General features: G+C 43.3%; 19 protein-coding genes. 5 read left to right on the top strand and 14 right to left on the bottom strand.

All coding sequences use genetic code 11. The features are described 5' to 3' along the window. A partial coding sequence (locus tag G400_RS0102650) for an IS30 family transposase (protein WP_035143512.1) occupies window positions 1-334 on the top strand: 334 nt, incomplete at its 5' end. A 9-nt stretch (window positions 335-343) separates the two neighbouring features. Here the strand turns inward: G400_RS0102650 and G400_RS14305 are convergent. The 3 genes from G400_RS14305 to purH are packed head-to-tail and all read right to left on the bottom strand — an operon-like array spanning window position 344 to window position 3,297. Beyond that, window positions 344-640, bottom strand: coding sequence for a type I phosphoribosyltransferase (locus G400_RS14305; RefSeq protein WP_017262406.1), 297 nt, complete (start codon window positions 638-640; stop codon window positions 344-346). Between the two features lie 2 nt (window positions 641-642). Beyond that, window positions 643-1,719 carry a guanine permease gene (locus G400_RS0102660; RefSeq protein ID WP_017262407.1) on the bottom strand — a complete coding sequence of 359 codons (1,077 nt, stop codon included), beginning with the start codon at window positions 1,717-1,719 and terminating at the stop codon, window positions 643-645. Window positions 1,720-1,776: 57 nt separating this feature from the next. Further along, complete coding sequence (gene purH, locus G400_RS0102665; protein ID WP_017262408.1) at window positions 1,777-3,297, bottom strand: bifunctional phosphoribosylaminoimidazolecarboxamide formyltransferase/IMP cyclohydrolase; 1,521 nt, start codon at window positions 3,295-3,297, stop codon at window positions 1,777-1,779. 310 nt (window positions 3,298-3,607) lie between these two features. Here purH and G400_RS0102670 point away from each other — a divergent pair, with 310 nt between their 5' ends. The 3 genes from G400_RS0102670 to G400_RS0102680 all read left to right on the top strand — a co-directional run bounded on the left by G400_RS0102670 (window position 3,608) and on the right by G400_RS0102680 (window position 5,834). Continuing rightward, a complete protein-coding gene (locus G400_RS0102670; protein WP_017262409.1) occupies window positions 3,608-4,402 on the top strand; it encodes an SDR family NAD(P)-dependent oxidoreductase in 795 nt (264 codons plus the stop codon). An 80-nt stretch (window positions 4,403-4,482) separates the two neighbouring features. Then, on the top strand, window positions 4,483-4,797 hold the full coding sequence (locus G400_RS0102675) for a hypothetical protein (RefSeq protein ID WP_152323480.1): 315 nt from the start codon (window positions 4,483-4,485) through the stop codon (window positions 4,795-4,797). Between the two features lie 164 nt (window positions 4,798-4,961). Continuing rightward, window positions 4,962-5,834, top strand: a complete 873-nt coding sequence (locus G400_RS0102680) for a helix-turn-helix domain-containing protein (RefSeq protein WP_017262411.1) — start codon at window positions 4,962-4,964, stop codon at window positions 5,832-5,834. Window positions 5,835-6,002: 168 nt separating this feature from the next. On the opposite strand, the gene G400_RS16220 is transcribed toward G400_RS0102680, so the two are convergent. After that, entirely contained in the window at window positions 6,003-6,158 is a 156-nt protein-coding gene (locus G400_RS16220; RefSeq protein ID WP_017262413.1) for a hypothetical protein, read from the bottom strand. A gap of 123 nt (window positions 6,159-6,281) precedes the next feature. Between G400_RS16220 and G400_RS0102695 the strand changes: the two genes are divergently transcribed. Beyond that, window positions 6,282-7,199 carry a quinone oxidoreductase family protein gene (locus G400_RS0102695; RefSeq protein WP_017262414.1) on the top strand — a complete coding sequence of 306 codons (918 nt, stop codon included), beginning with the start codon at window positions 6,282-6,284 and terminating at the stop codon, window positions 7,197-7,199. 53 nt (window positions 7,200-7,252) lie between these two features. Here the strand turns inward: G400_RS0102695 and G400_RS0102700 are convergent, their stop codons facing one another. The 10 genes from G400_RS0102700 to gyrA form a co-directional block, all read right to left on the bottom strand. Then, the gene (locus G400_RS0102700; protein WP_017262415.1) at window positions 7,253-8,632 is read right to left on the bottom strand and encodes a DHA2 family efflux MFS transporter permease subunit; all 1,380 of its coding nucleotides are present in this window, start codon (window positions 8,630-8,632) and stop codon (window positions 7,253-7,255) included. 162 nt (window positions 8,633-8,794) lie between these two features. Beyond that, window positions 8,795-9,988, bottom strand: a complete 1,194-nt coding sequence (locus tag G400_RS0102705) for an MDR family MFS transporter (RefSeq protein ID WP_017262416.1) — start codon at window positions 9,986-9,988, stop codon at window positions 8,795-8,797. 101 nt (window positions 9,989-10,089) lie between these two features. Then, window positions 10,090-11,472, bottom strand: coding sequence for a replicative DNA helicase (gene dnaB / locus G400_RS0102710; RefSeq protein ID WP_017262417.1), 1,383 nt, complete (start codon window positions 11,470-11,472; stop codon window positions 10,090-10,092). Window positions 11,473-11,552: 80 nt separating this feature from the next. Further along, the gene (rplI, locus tag G400_RS0102715) at window positions 11,553-12,005 is read right to left on the bottom strand and encodes a 50S ribosomal protein L9 (protein ID WP_017262418.1); all 453 of its coding nucleotides are present in this window, start codon (window positions 12,003-12,005) and stop codon (window positions 11,553-11,555) included. A gap of 5 nt (window positions 12,006-12,010) precedes the next feature. Further along, window positions 12,011-14,038, bottom strand: a complete 2,028-nt coding sequence (locus tag G400_RS0102720) for a DHH family phosphoesterase (RefSeq protein ID WP_017262419.1) — start codon at window positions 14,036-14,038, stop codon at window positions 12,011-12,013. Window positions 14,039-14,224: 186 nt separating this feature from the next. Further along, window positions 14,225-14,467, bottom strand: a complete 243-nt coding sequence (gene rpsR, locus G400_RS0102725; RefSeq protein WP_017262420.1) for a 30S ribosomal protein S18 — start codon at window positions 14,465-14,467, stop codon at window positions 14,225-14,227. Window positions 14,468-14,492: 25 nt separating this feature from the next. After that, entirely contained in the window at window positions 14,493-15,035 is a 543-nt protein-coding gene (ssb, locus tag G400_RS0102730; protein WP_017262421.1) for a single-stranded DNA-binding protein, read from the bottom strand. A 36-nt stretch (window positions 15,036-15,071) separates the two neighbouring features. Further along, window positions 15,072-15,371, bottom strand: coding sequence for a 30S ribosomal protein S6 (gene rpsF / locus G400_RS0102735; RefSeq protein WP_017262422.1), 300 nt, complete (start codon window positions 15,369-15,371; stop codon window positions 15,072-15,074). A gap of 308 nt (window positions 15,372-15,679) precedes the next feature. Beyond that, entirely contained in the window at window positions 15,680-16,009 is a 330-nt protein-coding gene (locus G400_RS0102740) for a heavy metal-binding domain-containing protein (RefSeq protein ID WP_017262423.1), read from the bottom strand. Window positions 16,010-16,158: 149 nt separating this feature from the next. Further along, complete coding sequence (gene gyrA / locus G400_RS0102745; protein ID WP_017262424.1) at window positions 16,159-18,807, bottom strand: DNA gyrase subunit A; 2,649 nt, start codon at window positions 18,805-18,807, stop codon at window positions 16,159-16,161. Window positions 18,808-18,834: the final 27 nt, after the last annotated feature.

Below are 18,834 nucleotides of genomic sequence, written 5' to 3' on the forward strand. Positions count from 1 at the left end.
AGCACTAACTAAGTTCCTAACCACTTTTAATGGTCCGGTGCACAGCTTTACTGTGGACCGTGGCACTGAGTTTAGTGGGCTAGTATCACTTGAATCACAATATGGTATTAAGACCTATTACTGCCATGCTTATACTCCAGCTGAACGTGGTAGTAATGAACGCTTTAATCGGAATTTACGTTATTTTTATCCTAAAGGGACTCGTTTTGAGCACATTAGTGCTCAAGATTTAACGACGACGTTACTCCAAATTAACCAGCGACCGCTTAAAATACTCGACTGGCAAACACCGTATCAGGTTATGCTGACAAATTTGTCCAAAAATTCGGATTAAATTTGCAATCTACCGAACACTTATTGGATGAGCCATGTACCCCTTTGCACTTTTTCGAAGAACAACATAGTTTTTACGATGCGTTATTTTACTTATTTCTTCTGCTAACGGAATACCTTTGCTTTCAATTGTGACGATTTCATCAAACGGTTCAGTTATTCGTTTGACAAGTTCAGCGGCCGCATAACTAGCCATTTCTGTATCCCCGAGCAGAACAAATGACGCAATTGCAACAGTTGAACTAATCGGAATAATCGGCAACTTTCTTTTCAGAACTCCTATCATGACTTCATAACTTTTTTCCATCCTCATAACCCCAATCCGATTATTGGCAAAATAAATTTGAAAATAGCCCCTGTCAATAAGCCTGACATTGGATCAACTAATGCTGTGACAATCAATGTCAACGCAGAAACCGATGCACCAGATCCTTTCAACGCTAATGCAGCGTTCTCTGGAAAAATAATCACGGCTCCCAAAATTAGCAAAAATCCTGCAATTGAAGCAGCTGGTACATATTTACCCAGTCGTGGTAACCAACCGGAAAATAATAAAAGTGCCATTAGTAACATCATCAATATTCCAGAAACAACTGGTTCCGGTGCACTTGCGGTCGCCGAAATAATACTTTCTACTGGCGCCCCACCAAGTAAACTCGTTCCCATATCCGCAAAGGCCTGAGTCCCCGTCAGAATATTCAGGTTCACCGGATTTGGCTTAATGTTCGTTAACTGACCTGTTACCAGCCCGTATGAAATGTTCGCGCCAATATTCAAACAGGCTAAGCTTAGTGCTCCTCGAATCACGCGCAGATTAAACATTGGTTTCAAGAAGTGAAATCGCCGCTCTACAACGTATTGTGGCAGTTCCACCCGATAGTGAGTGCCATAAACGGCCACTAAGCTTGATGCAATGACGGATAAGACAATTGTCCAAACCAAGTCCTTGGTTAATAAATATGTCAGCACAGCAACACCGACGGAAGTGCCGCCAGCAATTCGTTCGTTTTTAACCATCGTCAAGCTGATCTTACTAAGCATTAAACCAACGCCTGCCATCATGCCCGCGATGATACCATTCCCTAAAACATGCACGATACTCGTTAAAGTACCAGTCAAACCAATAACTAACATAATGATGGAACCGCCAAGAATGATTGACGACCGTTCCCGGTGTGTTTGACCTAAACGACTCAATAAGCCTAATGATTCGGCCTGAAATGAGATAGGCGCAACTGACCCAACTGCGCCATTCACTAATGCACCAAAAACAAAGGAAAAGGACGTTGGAAAAATGGCGAATCCCAGAGTCATGGCCATAATACCTTGAGGAATCCCGTTCAAGACAACTCCTATTGCCGCCATTAAATCAGCCAACCAATGCATGCAAATACCCCCGGATTTCATTCTGTATGTTTGGCGTAATAATTATCAGATCATAAACTAGTGTCGAAAATGTCGAACACCTGTCGTCACCATTGCAATGCCAAGTTCGTTGGCCTTATCAATAGAATCTTGATCACGGATGCTACCACCCGGTTGAATGATTGCATGAATACCATGCTTAGCCGCATATTCAACACAGTCGTCCATCGGGAAAAAGGCATCACTAGCTAACACGGCCTCGTTAAATCGAGGCTGTTTTTTTGCGGCGCTAATAGCTAGTTCCACTGAACCAATACGATTCATTTGGCCGCAACCAATGCCCAATGTCTGATCAGTAGTAGCTACAACAATGGCATTACTCTTAACATGTTTCACAACAGTTTGTGCAAACTGAAGAGCTTTTAGTTCTGCCTCAGTTGGCTGAATTTCTGTTACAACGGTCATATCAGTAATTACTTCAGTCTGAAGATCTTTATTTTGTAAAAGCAACCCACCTGTTACAGAAATCGCCTCAAGTTCACCTGGTTGTGCTTTTCCTAATCCGATAGTTAGCAATCTGACGTTCTTTTTCTTAGCCAAAATTGCATAAGCATCATCATCAAACGCAGGCGCCATGATAATTTCTAGAAACAAGGCGTGCATCTTTGTCGCTGTGGCAAGGTCGACCGATCTATTCAGCGCAACAATGCCACCAAAAATCGACATTTTATCTGCACTGTATGCTTTGTCCCATGCCTGCTCGATATCATCTCCAAGACCAATGCCACACGGATTCATATGTTTGACTGCCACCACTGCTGGTCGATCAAATTCACTAAGTGCGGATAAAGCTGCATCAGCGTCTTTAATATTGTTGTAGGAGAGTTCTTTACCATGAAGCTGGTTAGCAGATGCAAGACTTATTTTCGAAGGATATTCCTTTGTATAAAAAGCAGCTTGTTGATGTGCATTTTCACCATAACGAAGAGCTTGACGCTTTTGATAAGTCATCGTTAATTTTTCTGGGAAGGGTTCAGGATTTAGATAATGTGCAATAGCTGCATCGTAGGCGGCAGTAAAGGAAAAAACTTTTGCCGCCAGCTGACTGCGTAACGTCGCATCTTCAGACTTAATGCCGCTCAGTACAGCTGAATAATCACTCGGATCTGCAACAGCCCAAACATCTTTAGCGTTCTTCGCAGCCGCCCTCAGTGCCGTCGGACCACCGATATCAATTTGCTCAATTGCTTCAGTACGTGATACGTCCGGTCGATTTATCGTTTCAGAAAATGGATATAGATTGACGCACACAACGTCAATCGGTTCAATATCGTTTTCAGACAACGTTTGCATGTGTTCAGTTTTATCGCGCTGCGCAAGAATTCCTGCATGAATGCGGGGATGGAGCGTTTTAACCCTTCCATCGAGCATTTCAGGAAACTGTGTCACTGACTCTACGCTAATAACTGGCACCCCAGCGGAGCTTAAATGGCGTGCAGTACCGCCTGTTGAAACAATTTCAAAACCCAAGTCAACCAAACCACGGGCAAAATCCACAACTCCTGTTTTATTGAATACGCTAATCAATGCACGTTTCACCTTAATGTCTCCTATCATCAAATGAGTGACTGGCTATTTTAATTAATTTCGAGCATTTAAATAAAGTTCGTGTTTATAAAAGCATCCGCTAACTCGTTTCCAAGTTAATAAAGGAATTCTATCATTGCACATTTCTTAAATCAACGATAAATATTAACTATTCTGCTATGCATTAATTATATAGTTCGTATTTTACAAATATATTAATTGTTATGATTCTATTTTTATTGGTTACCAAAAAGTGCCTACTTGTTCTTTAACTGAGAACCAACTAACCTGATGATTGAAAAAAGACAGGAGATTATGACATATGGATTTACAATTAACGCACAAAATCGCTCTCGTAACAGGTTCAACCAAGGGAATTGGTAAGGCCATTGCTACTGAATTAGCTCGGGAGGGAGCCACGGTTATTATCAATGGCCGCAGTCAGAAGAGTGTTTCAACGGCAATCAGCGACATTACCGAAGCTGTCCCAGATGCATCTTTGCAACCTGCCCCGTTTGATCTAACAACGCCTGACGGTCGCACAGCACTGGAAGAAAAGTTTCCAACACTAGACATTCTTATCAACAACCTAGGTATTTTTGGCGCTATGGATTATTTCGACATCGACGACGAAACCTGGAATAACTACTTTAATACCAACGTTTTAAGTGCTAATGACCTCGTCAAATTTTATTTACCAGGGCTGATGAAAGCCGATTTTGGTCGGGTTATCTTTATCGCTAGTGAAGCAGCTATCATGCCATCCCCTGAAATGCCGCAATATAGTATGACTAAGGCCATGCAACTGAATCTATCCAAGAGCTTAGCCAACGTCACTCGTGGTACTAACGTTACGGTAAACACCGTTATGCCAGGGTCCACACTGACTGAAGGCGTGGTCGATTTCATTAACGATTTGTATCCTGACCCGAAGCAAACGTTTGAAGAAAAAGAACGTGAATACATGGCCAAGAATCGACCAACATCAACGCTTGGCCGACTCATTCGCCCAGAAGAAATTGGCAAACTTGTCACCCTTGTCGCTAGTCCTGCCGTTGGTGGTTTTAGTGGTAACGCTATTCGTATGGACGGCGGGATTGTACCAACGATGTTCTAATCACAGTGGGCGAGGTGCACGTTTTGCGGTACAATTAACCGAACGTTTTAATGAAACCGTGAAGAAAGTGAGTGCTGCTCGTGTATTATTTTCTTGCTCAGTTACTGGCCGTTGGCTATGTCGCTGCTTGTCTGGTAACCACTGTCAAAGCATATTCTGACCCCAAGGTGTCTACTCACATTGCGATGTGGTGGTCCGCCGTAACTATCGTAATGGCACTCACACTTGCCAGTTGGGTCTTTCTTGTCGTCGGCAGTCTCGCCTCACTTGAATTGGCTTATCAAACGGACCGGTCCAAGGGTCTCATTCGTTGGTGGCCATTGATTGGGCGGACAGCCTACGTTGTGGTAACCATCGCGCTTTACCTTCGTTTTGGTGTACCAAACTTTAAATAGTCTAAAAAGCCTGATTTCTCACAGTGTTGGTTGAGAAATCAGGCTTTTGAATTTAACTCACATTGAATGCTATTCAACACACACATTTTTATGAAAAGGATGTTAAACTGCACACATTAATTAATTGGATTGCTTAGACAGAGACGTTTTAAGAGGAAATTATCATGTCTGAATATGAAACATCATTTGCTACCATGGCACAAACATTGGGTGAAAATTTAGCCATGCAACGCCGTCGTTTAGGCCTAACGCAAAAACAATTAGCGCGTGATATTTGTTCGCAGGGACTCATCAGCAACATTGAACGTGGTAATTATGTACCCAATGCGATTCTACTTGGTCAAATCTGTAACCGATTGAAAATGTCCATCGATCACGCTTTATTGAACCATTACTACAAAATTAGCCACCACGAGGACTTTAACGAAACTGTTGAACAACTATGTAATCAGCATTTATATCAACAAATGCGGGACTATTTAGAAAAATCCGAACTTGCGGATCACTTGCAACGAGATGACGACTTGCAGATTTATTATTACTACCATGCCTGCAGCGTTTACCAATTAACAAAAGATGCGCCAGTATCACTGAGAGAATTGAACCTAGCCTTATCCTTCACCTACTCTCCACATCAGGCACACCTCACCAGCTTAGAAATGATCATTATGTCCTGCATTGATTTTGTCGAAAGTGAATCCAATATCAATCATGAATTTAATCGATTCAAACAGCTCGAAAACATTATCTTGAACGATGAGAATCTAACTCTTGATCCAAACTATAGTTTAATATTCTATCAGTACGCGCTAACTTTGTTTCACCATGCTGAAATGCACAAGTCCATCGATATCATACAGACAGGGATCAAATGGGCTACCGACCATAACGTCACGTTTATGTTAGCCGATTTCTTCTTTCTGTTATCAAAAGAATATATCACGATCAAAGACAATGACAACGCACAAACAGCAACGCAAAAGTATCAAGTTCTTGAATCGTTATTTCATCAGCCGATCAATCAAACAATCGACTAAAAGCAGTTAAGTGTTTGTTGACGAAACCTTTTTTGCCAAAAATAACGCAGAATGTCCCCGTTCCAATCATTTGGAGCGGGGCGTTCTGCGTTAAAGCGCACATTTCTGTTTTTTGAAACATTGATCTGACCTCCCTCAAACTAAGTGTGGTCGGTCATTACCCTATTTCTAATACAGCCTTCTTTTAAAGAATAAAATCGCACAAATTTTCACCACCAAGAAAATTGCCAAGACAATGCTAGCCCATCCTAAAACAAACACAAAACTCACCGAGAAAATTTTCGCCAAACCTAGAAAAACTAATAACCATAAAACGACTGGCATGTAACCACCTCCATGAGAAAAGGATGCTCGCAAGTGGGAGATCAATAAAATCAGAATACTGATTTTTATCACAACGAAATGCGTTTTATACTGCGTGCATCAAAATAAATGGAGGTCCATATCATGAAGGCAATTATGCAAACGAGTTACGACGGCATTGATGCATTACAGCTTATCGAGACGCCATCTCCGCGTGGTCAACTAATGGGAACACTGGTAAATGTCCATTTTGTTCCAGTATTACCCTGGGATGTAAAAAGTGAAATGGGATTACTACCTGATGTCCACGCCGACCATTTGCCCAAAATACCGGGTTATGGCTTTTCAGGAATTGTTAACGCGAATCATCTACTTGGCCCGGCTGTCGGAACACGTGTCGTTGGGGCAACACCAACGGGTAGTTACGCAGAAATCGTCAACGCACCAATTCCACTTTATTTATTCACCCTACCAGACGAGGTTTCTCTCGCTGATGCCGCAACCATTTTTGGCGGCGCTGATACCGCAATGATGATTTTAAACAGTGTCCGTTTGAAAGCAACAGACCACGTTTTACTCATTGGTGCCTCTGGTGGCGTTGGCGATTATCTCGCCCAGCTTTTAACTTCACGTGGAATAACCTTCACAATTCTTTCTTCTCAAAGAAGCTTAGAGTACACACGGCAAACTTTTGTGGGTGCCGACATCCATGCAACGGTTGAAGATCTCGCTAATGAAACATTCGATTACGTCCTCGACACATCCGGCGATGTCACAACACTAGGCAAGATTGAGCGCACGTTAAAAACGAATGGTGTTCTATTTACCTCAGCATTGCCAAATTATCAGCCGCATAGACAAGATATCCGTAGTCAGTTCAACAACAGCCCAATTCCTCCAAAACAATATCAAACAATCATTCATATGCTCGCTACTGGTCAGCTCGTCGCCCACATCGATCGCATCTTTCCAATGCAGGATGTTAAAACCGCGCAACAACGACTATTACAGTCGCCATCACGCGGTCGAGTGCTATTAAGTATTAATGAATCAACCTCTTGATTAGAAGAAACGGAAAACCATATTGTTACACGTGAAACTAAATTTTTTTCTGCCTAGTCATTATCTGGAATTTCCTTTGCATTTTGCAAACGAAAGGCTTGGGTCACTGCAACCAATAATAAACATAGGCAAATGCCGAAACCAACTTGGATTCCAACTCGCGAGTTTGGTACATGTAAACGAGCATCAGTAATCGTAATAGCAGCCACAATTAATGCCGTTCCCATCGTTGCGGCTACCTGACGCAACGTATTAAAAATTGCGACGCCATCGGGAAGTTGCGCCCGTTTCAGATAAACTAACGAATGCGTTTGTAGCGGAATCAACATCAACACTAAGCCTGACTGACGAACGGCTTGTCCTAACGTCACCATCCAAATCGATGACTGTGCACCAATCAACATTTGTAACAGCGTTCCACAGAGGTCAATTGTGAGCCCAATGAGCACTAAATGTTTGATTTTGAAACGATCATAAAATTTGCCGCTGGTAGACGACATAAGGCCGGTAATTAATGCCCCAGGTAAAATGACCAGTCCAGACACAAGTGGGCTCTTATGCATGCTATTTTGGACAAGCAGCGGTAATAAGATTGTATTGCCATACATTGTCGCGATTATCAGTGAATTAATCACCAGTGCAAACGTAAATTGACGTGTTTTAAAAACGTTAAGGTTTACCAGCGGTTGTTTCGTTCGCAATTGTAGCCAAACAAATAATAGCCAGAAAACTACCGCCGCTACTAAGGATAAGCTAATCAGTAGCCCTTCTCCCGACAGCAACTGGCTGACGTTTGATAATGCCCACAATAAGAACCATAGGCCTAAACTGATCAGCATTAACCCTCGGTAATCAAACGACAACGCCAAGCTGTGCGACTCTGCTGGTAACGCCTTAAAAGCCACAACCAGCACACCTGCCAAAAATGGAATCAGTAAGATAAATAAATACCGCCAGGAGAAGTAAGTCAGAATGACACCTGACAGCGTCGGACCAATAATGGGCGAAAAATTGAATGCCAATCCGATAAAGCCCATCACTGAACCCTGCTTACCTTTGGGCGCATAACGAATCGCCATGACATTTACTAGCGGCACCATAACACCTGCTCCAACGGCCTGAATCATTCGCGCAAACACGACTAGCCAAAAAGATGGTGCCATTGAACCAAGGATTGTCCCAAATAAAAAGACACTGGTAAAACCAAGAAATAGCCGTCTGAATGAAAAACGTTTAATTAAATAAGCGCTCACCGGTATCATCAGTGCATTAATTAGCATGTAACCATTGCTAACCCATTGGACTTGTTCGGCTGTAACGTGAAACGTCCGCATTAAAATTGGCAATGCAATGTTCATCAGTGTGGAGCACAGTAAGCTCCAAAACGCGCCAAAGGTTAAAATCGTCAGTGAAATTTTTTCTTGTCGTCGCAACTACACAATCTCCTCGAATATAAGCATAATTATATTCATTGTACGTAGTTCTGACCTCAAATTCACTGACAATTCTGGAAATAACGCTATAAACAAAATCGGCAGCGACCCTAATCAGAGTTGCTGCCGATCTTATTAGTATTTATTTTTTATGCAAACACATTAATACTGTGTCGTTCTATGATACATCAATCGGCGAATGACAATCACCATGATCCATGTTAACGCAATGGCAACCGCCGCAAAACCAAACAAAAATTTGTATGAGGTTGCATCAATCAGGACACCACCTAGAAGTGGACCAATCGCCCGTCCAGCAGCAGCGGATGCATTAACAGCACCTTGATACTTTCCTTTCACATCTAATGGCGTCAACTGATTGACAATCGCCGGGATCGCTGGAAAGGCCGTCGCTTCGCCCAGCGTTAATACAGCAATGGCAAGGACAAACCCAATGTACTGTTTAACAAAGAGCAAAATAACAAACGATATTGCTACTGCAGCAATTCCTGGGATGATTTGATAATATGGATTGCGAATCCGGTCGCCAAGAAAATTGACGCCCATTTGAAAAACAAGAATAAGCCCGGCATTGATCGTCCATAACAAACTATATTTTGTCAATGGAATCCCTTGATCAGTCATGTACACCGCCATGTTTGATGTCCATTGTTCATACATGATCCAAATGACAATCAATGTAGCAAAGAACGTCCAGATGATAACCAAATTCGGCTTAGGCAATTTGACTTTGCTCTTAGTCTGTTTGGCATGGGTTGCATGAGAACGTACACTATCCACATTAAACTGCGTCATTGCGATAAAGAAGTAGGCTACATACATTACCGCAGTGATAATGAATAGATATTGAACACCGTGTTCATAAACAAAGCCAACCATCATGGTCCCAAAGACAACCCCAAGGTTCTGCATAAAGTAAATCATGTTGAACACATATCGACCGTCACGACTTTTAATGGTTGTTCCCAAAGAATTAATCAGCGTGATCAAAAGTCCACTACCAAAGCCCATAAATACAAGACCTATTGGAAATGCCGGCCACCCATGCCAGAAAATCAAGAAGGCCGTAGCAATAAACTCATAAACTGTCGCAATTAACGTCAGCTTATAAGCATCAACACGATCAAACAGCCAGCCACCTAAATAAGCACCAATGATATTTGCAGTTGAGTTAAACAACAATACAAGTCCAACGACCGTTAATGATTCATGAAGCGCATCATGAATATAGATGGTTGTTAATGGCCAAATAAAACTTTGTCCCATATTGTTGAGCAGCCCGGCAACCAATAACCATGGCAGCTTAATTTCTTTCCCAGTAACTTGTTGTTGCATCGGTCTTCCCTCCAATTTATTTCCCCGGAAATAATGATTGATTAGTACTGATAAACGGGTGCACATCATATCGATGCACGCCCGTTTTATTGGTTGTCACTTTAGTTTTGCGCGTTGTACGCAATGTTTGAGAACTTGTTATACGACTTAACAAATAGCAATTTGACAGTTCCCCGGGCACCAGAACGGTTCTTTTCAATAATGACTTCAACTTCCCCAACGTTTTGATCCTCATCATCACGCGGATCATTGTCATTATCCTCATCATCGTTGTCTCGTTCATAGTAGTCATCACGATACAAGAAGGCAACGATATCGGCATCTTGTTCGATTGAACCAGATTCACGAATATCAGATAACACCGGTCGTTTATCCTGTCGTTGTTCCAAACCACGCGATAGCTGTGATAAAGCAATGACTGGCACACGTAATTCCTTAGCCAATTTTTTTAACTGACGGGAAATATCAGAAACTTCTTGCTGTCGGTTTTCTTTGTTCCCACCTTCAATCAACTGAAGGTAATCGACAATAACAATCCCTAGGTCATGTTCTTTGGCCAAACGACGACACTTTGCACTGATTTCAGCCATTCGGTTACCTGGCGTGTCATCAATGTAAACACTAGTCTTAGATAGTGCGCCCATGGCCACAACGAGGTTCTGCCATTCTTCATCAGTCAACTGGCCTGTTCTCAAATGGTTTGCGTCGATACTACCCTCAGCACAAAGCATCCGGTTGACTAACGATTCAGCTCCCATTTCAAGACTAAACAAAGCTACCGTTTTATTCGTCTTGGTTGCCACATTTTCGGCGATATTCAGAACAAACGCTGTTTTACCAACACCGGGACGAGCAGCAAGAATAATCAATTCATCGTCATGGAATCCAGTCGTCATCTTGTCCAATTCATGGAAGCCGGTAGCTAAACCGGTAATTTCATCGCCATTCTTCGACAACTCGTTAACGGTATTCATGGCCTGATTTAACACGTCCGCAATCGGTTTGAAACCACCACTATTGCGATCGTCGGCCACCTTCATGATTTCTGTCTCGGCATTTTCAAGCAGTGTCGAAACATCATCCTCTTCATTGTACGAACGGGTAACAATGTCTGTCGCTGTCTTTATCAAACGACGTAGCAAAGCCTTCTCTTGAACAATCTTGGCATAATAAACGACGTTCGCCGCAGTTGGTACTGCCTGCGCCAACTCAGCAATATAAGTCACACCACCAACGTCATCAATTTGTGCGTTAGCAGTAAGGGCATCGTTAACTGTCACAGCATCAACAACACTGCCATTATTGTTCAAATCAATCATCGTTTGAAAAATAATCTGATGTGCTCGACGGTAAAAGTCCTCAGCTTGGAGATATTCCATCGCTTCAGGCATGGCGTCATTACTTAAGAAAATGGCCCCCAAAACGGCCTGCTCTGCTTCAATGTTTTGTGGCGGGGTTTGTTCCCGCAAATCTACATTATCCATGCTATCTCCACTTGATTCTGAACCAAAATAACAAAACGCACCATTTCCCGGGAAATAGTGCGGTCAAAATGCCTTAATAACTATTGTTCAACCACGTGTACACGAATCTTCGCGGTCACTTGGCTGTGTAGTTTAACTGGTACATTCGTATAACCGAGCACCCGAATTGGATCCGGCAATTCGATCTTGTGCTTATCTAACTTAATATTGAATTGTTGATTTAATGCCTGAGCAATCTGCTTTGAAGGAATTGAACCAAATAGACGACTGTCTGAACCAGCTTTGGCCTTAATTTCAACAACTGTTTCATCAGCCTCTAATTTCTGTTTCAATTCCTGAGCCGTTGCTAATTCGGCTGCTTCCTCGCGAGCTTCCGCACGTTGCTGGCCTTTTAGTTGGCTCATGGCAGTCGCGGTTGCCGCTTTGGCCTTACCTGTCTTAATTAAGAAATTTTGAGCAAACCCATCTGGTACTTCTTTGACTTCACCGCGCTTGCCACGGCCACGAACGTCCTGCGTAAAAATAACTTTCATCGTTGTTACTCCTTTGCATCCTGTGTTGCTTCTGCCGCCTGATTATTGAGAATGTTCAATAATTCTTGACGAACTTCGGTAACACTTTGATTTTCAATCTGTGTGGCTGCGTTTTGTAAATGACCGCCACCGCCCATTTGTTCCATAATGACCTGCACGTTAACTTCACCAGTAGAACGAGCAGAAATCCCAACTCGGTTGTCAGCACGTTGGGTGATAACAAACGAGGCTTCGACGCCTGCCATATTTAGCAACGAATCAGCAGCTTGGGCCGCCGTTACCGAATCATATGTGGTACCGTCCTCTCCAGCAATCAATGCCACGCTCTCATTAATCAGTTCAACTCGGCTAATGAGGTGATTACGTTGCATGTAACTGTCCGGATTTTCCTTATTAAATTGAACAATCAGTTCTGCATCGGCACCAGCTGATCGCAAATAGCTGGCTGCGTCAAACGTTCGCGTACCGGTATGGTTCGTGAAGTTTTTAGTATCAATTTCAATCCCGGATAGCATTGCTGTCGCTTCAATTTTGTTCATTGCATTTGCTTCCTGTGGTTGATACTCTAACATCTCTGTAATCAACTCACAAGTTGAACTTGCATAAGGCTCAATGTAAACCAAAATTGGGTTTTCGGGGAATTCTTCACCCCGACGATGATGATCAATAATCACAGTTCGATTCTGAAGCTTGTCATACACGCTCTCAGCCATCGACATGGATGGTTTGGAATGATCCACCATAATCAATAAACTTTGATCAGTGGCCCGATTAGCAGCATCTGCCGGCGTGATGATCGCATCTTTTACTTCCGAATAATTATCAATGGACTGTAGCAAACGTTGAATATCAGAATGGGATTGTTGTGCCTCATCCAAAATGATCCAACATTTCTTACCATTCATCTGTGCAATCCGTCTAATCCCCAAGCTTGCCCCTAATGAGTCCATATCAGGCGTTTGGTGACCGGCAACAAATATCTGGTCTGATTGACTGAATAATTCTTGTAACGCCTGAGAAATCATTCTGGCACGCACACGCGTCCGTTTTTCCATTGGGTTCGTCTTACCGCCGTAAAAACGAGCTTCCTCATTTTCAGCTTTAACGACAACCTGATCACCACCACGGCCGAGAGCTAAGTCCAAATTACTCTGAGCTAAGCTAGCTAGACGATTGATATCTTTCTGTCCATAAGCTAATCCCATGGACAATGTGAGCGGATAGTTCTGTTTAGAAGTGGTTTCACGAATCGTGTCGAGAATCTTAAATTTATCAGCTTCCAAATTTTCCAAGTCGCTCAAATGGCCAACTAATAAATAATGGTCTGAATTCAAACGGCGCAGGTACGTATTGAAATCTTTAGTCCAATCTGTCAGTGTACTCGTCACATAATTACGAAGTGTTGAAATATCTGAATCACTCATACTTTGAGTCACTTCATCATAGTTATCCAATGAAATAATCCCAAGAACAAGTTGTTCATTATGGTAGTCACGTTCAATCTGCGCGTAGTGACTAACATCCATCAGGTACACAACGTTTAATTCTGGTTGAACGAGCAAGTAAAATTGCTTATCAGCCCACGTAATTGTAGTGTACGTTTCATCTTTTGCGTGTGCTTCAATCGCATCAGCCAACGTTTGATCCACGCTAGCAATGCTCTTCCCTAACACTTCTGTATCGCCAAAATAGGCCTGTAAATATGGATTAATCCAAGCGACGCGTTGATGATCATTGAAAATCAGCACGCCCATTGGCATTTCAATCAGTGCTTCCTGTTCACCGCGTTTAATGCGATAGGATAAATCGGCAATGAACTCTTGCGTATCGATGCTGATCTCCTGCAGAGTATTGAAAATCACGACCAACACGACAACGGCCGCAATCAGCACAATGAGCCCAAATATCCAATTCAACATAAACGCTGTAATAACGCCCAACAGGCCTAACGCCAACCCATAAAATGCAATCCACCGCAAACGCGTGTTTTGCATGAAAACGGGCAAACGAAATCTTGCGAGTAATTGTCTCATGTTGTTCGTTCCTTTCTATAAAGTATTGTTACCAGTAAAGTACTTCGGTACCGTTACACTGTTACCAGTTTATCACATCTAATGTGACCAATACACAGCACACGACAGTCTGTGGATAATGAAATTGGCAAACCTAAAGACTAAAAAAAACAGCCCCCCTAAAAGGGCTGTTTGATAAAACATTGATTAGTCTTCGGCTACGAATGGAAGCAAGCCCATGATCCGTGAACGCTTGATTGCCACCGTCAAACGACGTTGGTTCTTAGCGGACGTACCAGTCACCCGACGAGGTAAAATCTTGCCTCGTTCTGAGATGAACCGTTGCAACAATTCAGTGTCTTTGTAATCGATGTATTCGATGTGGTTTGCGGCGATGAAGTCTACCTTACGGCGACGACGGTTACCACCACGACGACGTTGATCTGCCATGATATGATCCTCCTATCTTCTGAGACTAGAATGGAAGGTCGTCATCCGAGATGTCAATGCTTTCACCGTTACCAGCGAAAGGATCAGCAGGGGTCTGGCTTGATTGACTGGAAGGTGCAGTATTACCTGCATTGTTCCCGCCATTGTTGCCAGTGCCGCCAAACGGATTGGCGCTTCCTGATTGAGGAGCATTATTGTTGTAGCCGCCGTTGTCATTTGTGTTACCAGAAGTCCGTTGATCAGATTGAGAACGGGATTCTAGTAAGGCAAAGTTTTCGACGACCACTTCAGTGACGTAAACGCGCTGGCCCTGTTGGTTCTCGTAGTTCCGGGTTTGAATCCGGCCCTCGATACCAACTAGTGAACCCTTATGCGTGAAGTTAGCGAAGTTTTCCGCTGACTTACGCCAGATTACACAGTTAATGAAATCAGCCTCTCGTTGGCCCTGTTGGTTAGTGAACTGACGGTCCACCGCCAACGTAAATGAACCAACAGCTGCTCCTGATTGTGTGTAACGAACTTCAGGGTCACGGGTTAAGCGTCCGGTAAGAACTGCGCGATTAATCATAGTTGTAGTGCTCCTCTCTTAAAATTTTTGTTTTGTTTACTTGTCGTCACGTTTAACGATCATGTGACGCAAGATGCCATCGCTGATTTTAGCCAAACGATCAAATTCGTTTAAAGCTTCAGCCTGGTCAGTGGTTAGGTTTACAACGTGGTAAGTACCCTCGTTGAAGCCTCCAATTTCGTACGCAAAGCGACGAGTTGACCAGTCTTTTGAATCAGCAATTTGTGCACCATTGTCTGTCAAAATCTTGTCGAAACGTTCAACTAAGGCTTGCTTAGCTTCACTATCAAGATCTGGGCGAACAATATAAGTAATTTCATACTTAGTTGCTAACATTGACTGTCTACCTCCTTATGGACTTTTGACCCGCTGTTTTTCAAACGGGTAAGGAGTCATTCGCCAGGATGGCGAACGCTCACGAACTAAAAGTATAGCATGGCAAAGCTTAAATAACAAGGTGTAGCTTATTGCGTTTGACGTAGCTGATCGACATATATGCAACCACATTACAAACACTAAACGGTTATTTGTCTTACCACAGAACTCCTAATCCGCAACGCCTGTTGTTCGTTCACACACCTATAACATACGCAAAACGACAACAAATGTTTGTTGTCGTCGAATTTTTTTAAAATTGTGTCTCACTATTTAAATTTAACTGCAGTTCCGTACGCAGCAACGGTCTCCATGTCTTGACTAATTGAATCCGAGTCGTAACGCATCATGACCACAGCATCAGCACCCATCGCAGTAGCATTCTCTCTCAATCGATCCACTGCGATATCGCGTGCCTCACTGAGCAATTCAGTATAAGCTTTAATTTCGCCGCCGACGATGTTTTTCAAACCAGCACCAATATTACGCACAACATTTTTGGATTGCGTTGTTAACCCAAAGACTTCACCAATAACTTCGTACTCTTGACCGGGGATTCGTTCGGTCGTCACAACGAGAATCTTTTTTGAATCACTCATGCAGCATCACGTCCTTAGCTAGAATTTATAACTCGAGTTTATTGTCTAGTATTAGCATCGCAAAAGCAATCGACAGGCCCTGAGTCATAAAAAAAGCACCGCGTCGATTTTGCTCGTCGCGATGCTTCAATTAAATCTAATTATATTTTTTAGTCATTGTCGTCATCAGAATCATCAGATGTATCATCCTGATCAGCTTCAGCACGTTTCAACAATTCGTTGACCTGTGCATCAGCGTCACCAGCTGGTTCATCGCCTGCTACTGGTGTCGTCGAATCAGCAGCCTCGCTTGAAGATGATGCCACTGTGTTATCACCATCAGTTGGTGTCGCACTAGCTGAATCATCTTCATCTTCGTCGTCGATTTCAGGTTCTACTTTGGCCATCGTTGCGACTGAGGCATCTTCATCGATCCGAATCAAATGAACCCCAAGCGCTGCACGACCTGTTTCAGAAACAGAATCGATGCTAAAGCGAATCATGACACCCTTATTGGTTACTAGCATGATGTCTTCCGTTCCGCTAACCGTTGTTAATCCAGTCAGTGGCCCGTTCTTAGCTGTCACGTTAACGGTCTTAATCCCTTTACCACCGCGACCCTTAATTGGGTACTCACTGGCTTTGGTTTGCTTACCGTAACCCTTCTCGCTAATAACAAGAACATGACTGTCCGGTTTCAACACGTCAGCACCAACGACAAAGTCATCGTCACGCAAACGAATTCCGCGAACCCCGGCCGCAGAACGACCCATGTCACGAACAGCATCTTCAGCAAATGATACCGCATAACCAAGGTGAGTCCCGATAATCATGTTTTGATGACCATCCGTGATGGAAACATTCATCAACTCATCACCATCGTGCAAGTTGATGGCCTTCAGTCCATTGCTCCGAATATTACTGAATTCACTAACAGCCGTGCGTTTAACCACACCATGAACCGTTGTGAAGAACAAGTAATTATTGCTCTCATCCGGACCACCCTTAACGTTGATCACCGCTTGAATACGCTCACCGGCATCCACACCAAGTAAGTTAATCACTGGAATTCCCTTAGCTGTTCGGCCATATTCAGGAATTTCGTAGCCCTTCATGGCATAAACTTTCCCAGTGTTGGTAAACATCATCAACCGGTCATGAGTCGACGTAGAAATTAAGTGTTCGATGAAATCGTCATCATGAACGTTCATCCCTTGAACCCCACGACCACCACGATGTTGAGCTTTGAACTCAGTTGTTGGTAGACGTTTGATATAACCATTGTGGGTCAACGTCACAATGACGTCTTCTTCTTCGATTAAATCTTCGTCTTCAATATTCGAAATGTCACCGACCTGTAACTCAGTCCGTCGTTTGTCACCAAACTTAGTCTGAATTTCAAGTAGTTCTTGGTAGATGATTTCGTTGATCCGTGAATCATGGGCCAAGATATCCTTGTAATCAGCGATATCTTTCATCAACCCAGTGTATTCATCTTCAATTTTGCCACGTTCCAAACCAGTTAACCGAACCAGCCGCATGTCCAAAATGGCTTGCGCCTGTTTATCAGACAACGAATAGTTATTCATTAACTGGGCCTTGGCAACATCAGCCGTTTGTGAATTACGAATAATCGAAATAATGGCGTCAATGTGATCCAAGGCAATCCGCAAACCTTCAAGAATGTGAGCCCGTGCCTGAGCACGTTTTAAATCAAATTCGGTCCGGCGACGGATAACACTTTCTTGATGGCGCAAGTAGTCAATCAAAATTTGCTTAAGACTAAGGACTTTTGGCGTGCCATCTTCGATAGCCAACATGTTGAAACTGAATGAGGTTTGCAACATCGTCATCTTGTACAAGTTGTTCAAAATAACGGATGCAGAAAAGTCCCGACGCGCGTCAATCACAATCCGCATACCTTCACGATCAGATTCATCGTTGATATCCGTGATACCTTCGATACGTTTGTCACGTGCTAATTCAGCGATATGCTCAATCAATCGGGCCTTGTTAACCATGTATGGTAATTCGGTCACGATGATGCGTTCCTTGCCGTTCTTTTGCGTTTCGATGTCAACTTTCGAACGGACGGTAATGGATCCCTTACCCGTTTCGTAAGCCTTCCGAATACCGGCCTTACCCATGACGATCGCACCAGTTGGGAAGTCTGGTCCCGGAATAGCTTCCATTAGATCAGCCGTTGTAGCATCTGGGTTGTCCATTAAAATGTGGATACCCTTGATAACTTCAGCCAAGTTATGCGGTGGAATACTCGTAGCCATCCCCACGGCAATCCCTGAAGCACCATTAACTAACAGGTTAGGGAATCGCGCTGGCAATACCGTTGGTTCACGTTCTGTACCGTCATAGTTGTCTTGGAAATCAATCGTGTTTTTATTGATATCGCGTAACATTTCCAGTGCAATCTTGCTCATCCGCACTTCCGTGTAACGCATAGCAGCCGCACCGTCACCATCGACAGAACCGAAGTTCCCGTGACCGTCAACTAACATATACCGGTAACTAAAGTCTTGTGCCATCCGCACCATGGATTCGTAAACGGCACTGTCACCATGTGGGTGATACTTACCCAAAACGTCCCCAACGATTCTGGCGGACTTTTTGTAGGGTTTGTCCGGTGTATTGCCAAGTTCATGCATATCGTACAAAATCCGGCGGTGAACCGGCTTCATTCCGTCACGAACATCTGGCAGCGCCCGGGCGACAATAACGGACATCGCATAATCCAAAAATGATGTCCGCATCGTTTGCGACAAATTGACGTCGGTGATGCGACTCGGTAAATCTTCGCTCATTTCGCTACTCCTTTGTCTTCGTTCTTA

The organism is Furfurilactobacillus rossiae DSM 15814, from assembly GCF_000428925.1.
GTDB classification, from domain to species: Bacteria; Bacillota; Bacilli; order Lactobacillales; family Lactobacillaceae; genus Furfurilactobacillus; species Furfurilactobacillus rossiae.

What these genes read in the sequence shown, in the direction of transcription:
- G400_RS14305 (WP_017262406.1), bottom strand. Translation starts at nt 640, where the DNA reads ATGGAAAAAAGTTATGAAGTCATGATAGGAGTTCTGAAAAGAAAGTTG.
- G400_RS0102660 (WP_017262407.1), bottom strand. Translation starts at nt 1,719, where the DNA reads ATGCATTGGTTGGCTGATTTAATGGCGGCAATAGGAGTTGTCTTGAAC.
- G400_RS0102670 (WP_017262409.1), top strand. Translation starts at nt 3,608, where the DNA reads ATGGATTTACAATTAACGCACAAAATCGCTCTCGTAACAGGTTCAACC.
- G400_RS0102680 (WP_017262411.1), top strand. Translation starts at nt 4,962, where the DNA reads ATGTCTGAATATGAAACATCATTTGCTACCATGGCACAAACATTGGGT.
- G400_RS16220 (WP_017262413.1), bottom strand. Translation starts at nt 6,158, where the DNA reads ATGCCAGTCGTTTTATGGTTATTAGTTTTTCTAGGTTTGGCGAAAATT.
- G400_RS0102695 (WP_017262414.1), top strand. Translation starts at nt 6,282, where the DNA reads ATGAAGGCAATTATGCAAACGAGTTACGACGGCATTGATGCATTACAG.
- G400_RS0102705 (WP_017262416.1), bottom strand. Translation starts at nt 9,988, where the DNA reads ATGCAACAACAAGTTACTGGGAAAGAAATTAAGCTGCCATGGTTATTG.
- dnaB (WP_017262417.1), bottom strand. Translation starts at nt 11,472, where the DNA reads ATGGATAATGTAGATTTGCGGGAACAAACCCCGCCACAAAACATTGAA.
- rplI (WP_017262418.1), bottom strand. Translation starts at nt 12,005, where the DNA reads ATGAAAGTTATTTTTACGCAGGACGTTCGTGGCCGTGGCAAGCGCGGT.
- G400_RS0102720 (WP_017262419.1), bottom strand. Translation starts at nt 14,038, where the DNA reads ATGAGACAATTACTCGCAAGATTTCGTTTGCCCGTTTTCATGCAAAAC.
- rpsR (WP_017262420.1), bottom strand. Translation starts at nt 14,467, where the DNA reads ATGGCAGATCAACGTCGTCGTGGTGGTAACCGTCGTCGCCGTAAGGTA.
- ssb (WP_017262421.1), bottom strand. Translation starts at nt 15,035, where the DNA reads ATGATTAATCGCGCAGTTCTTACCGGACGCTTAACCCGTGACCCTGAA.
- rpsF (WP_017262422.1), bottom strand. Translation starts at nt 15,371, where the DNA reads ATGTTAGCAACTAAGTATGAAATTACTTATATTGTTCGCCCAGATCTT.
- G400_RS0102740 (WP_017262423.1), bottom strand. Translation starts at nt 16,009, where the DNA reads ATGAGTGATTCAAAAAAGATTCTCGTTGTGACGACCGAACGAATCCCC.
- gyrA (WP_017262424.1), bottom strand. Translation starts at nt 18,807, where the DNA reads ATGAGCGAAGATTTACCGAGTCGCATCACCGACGTCAATTTGTCGCAA.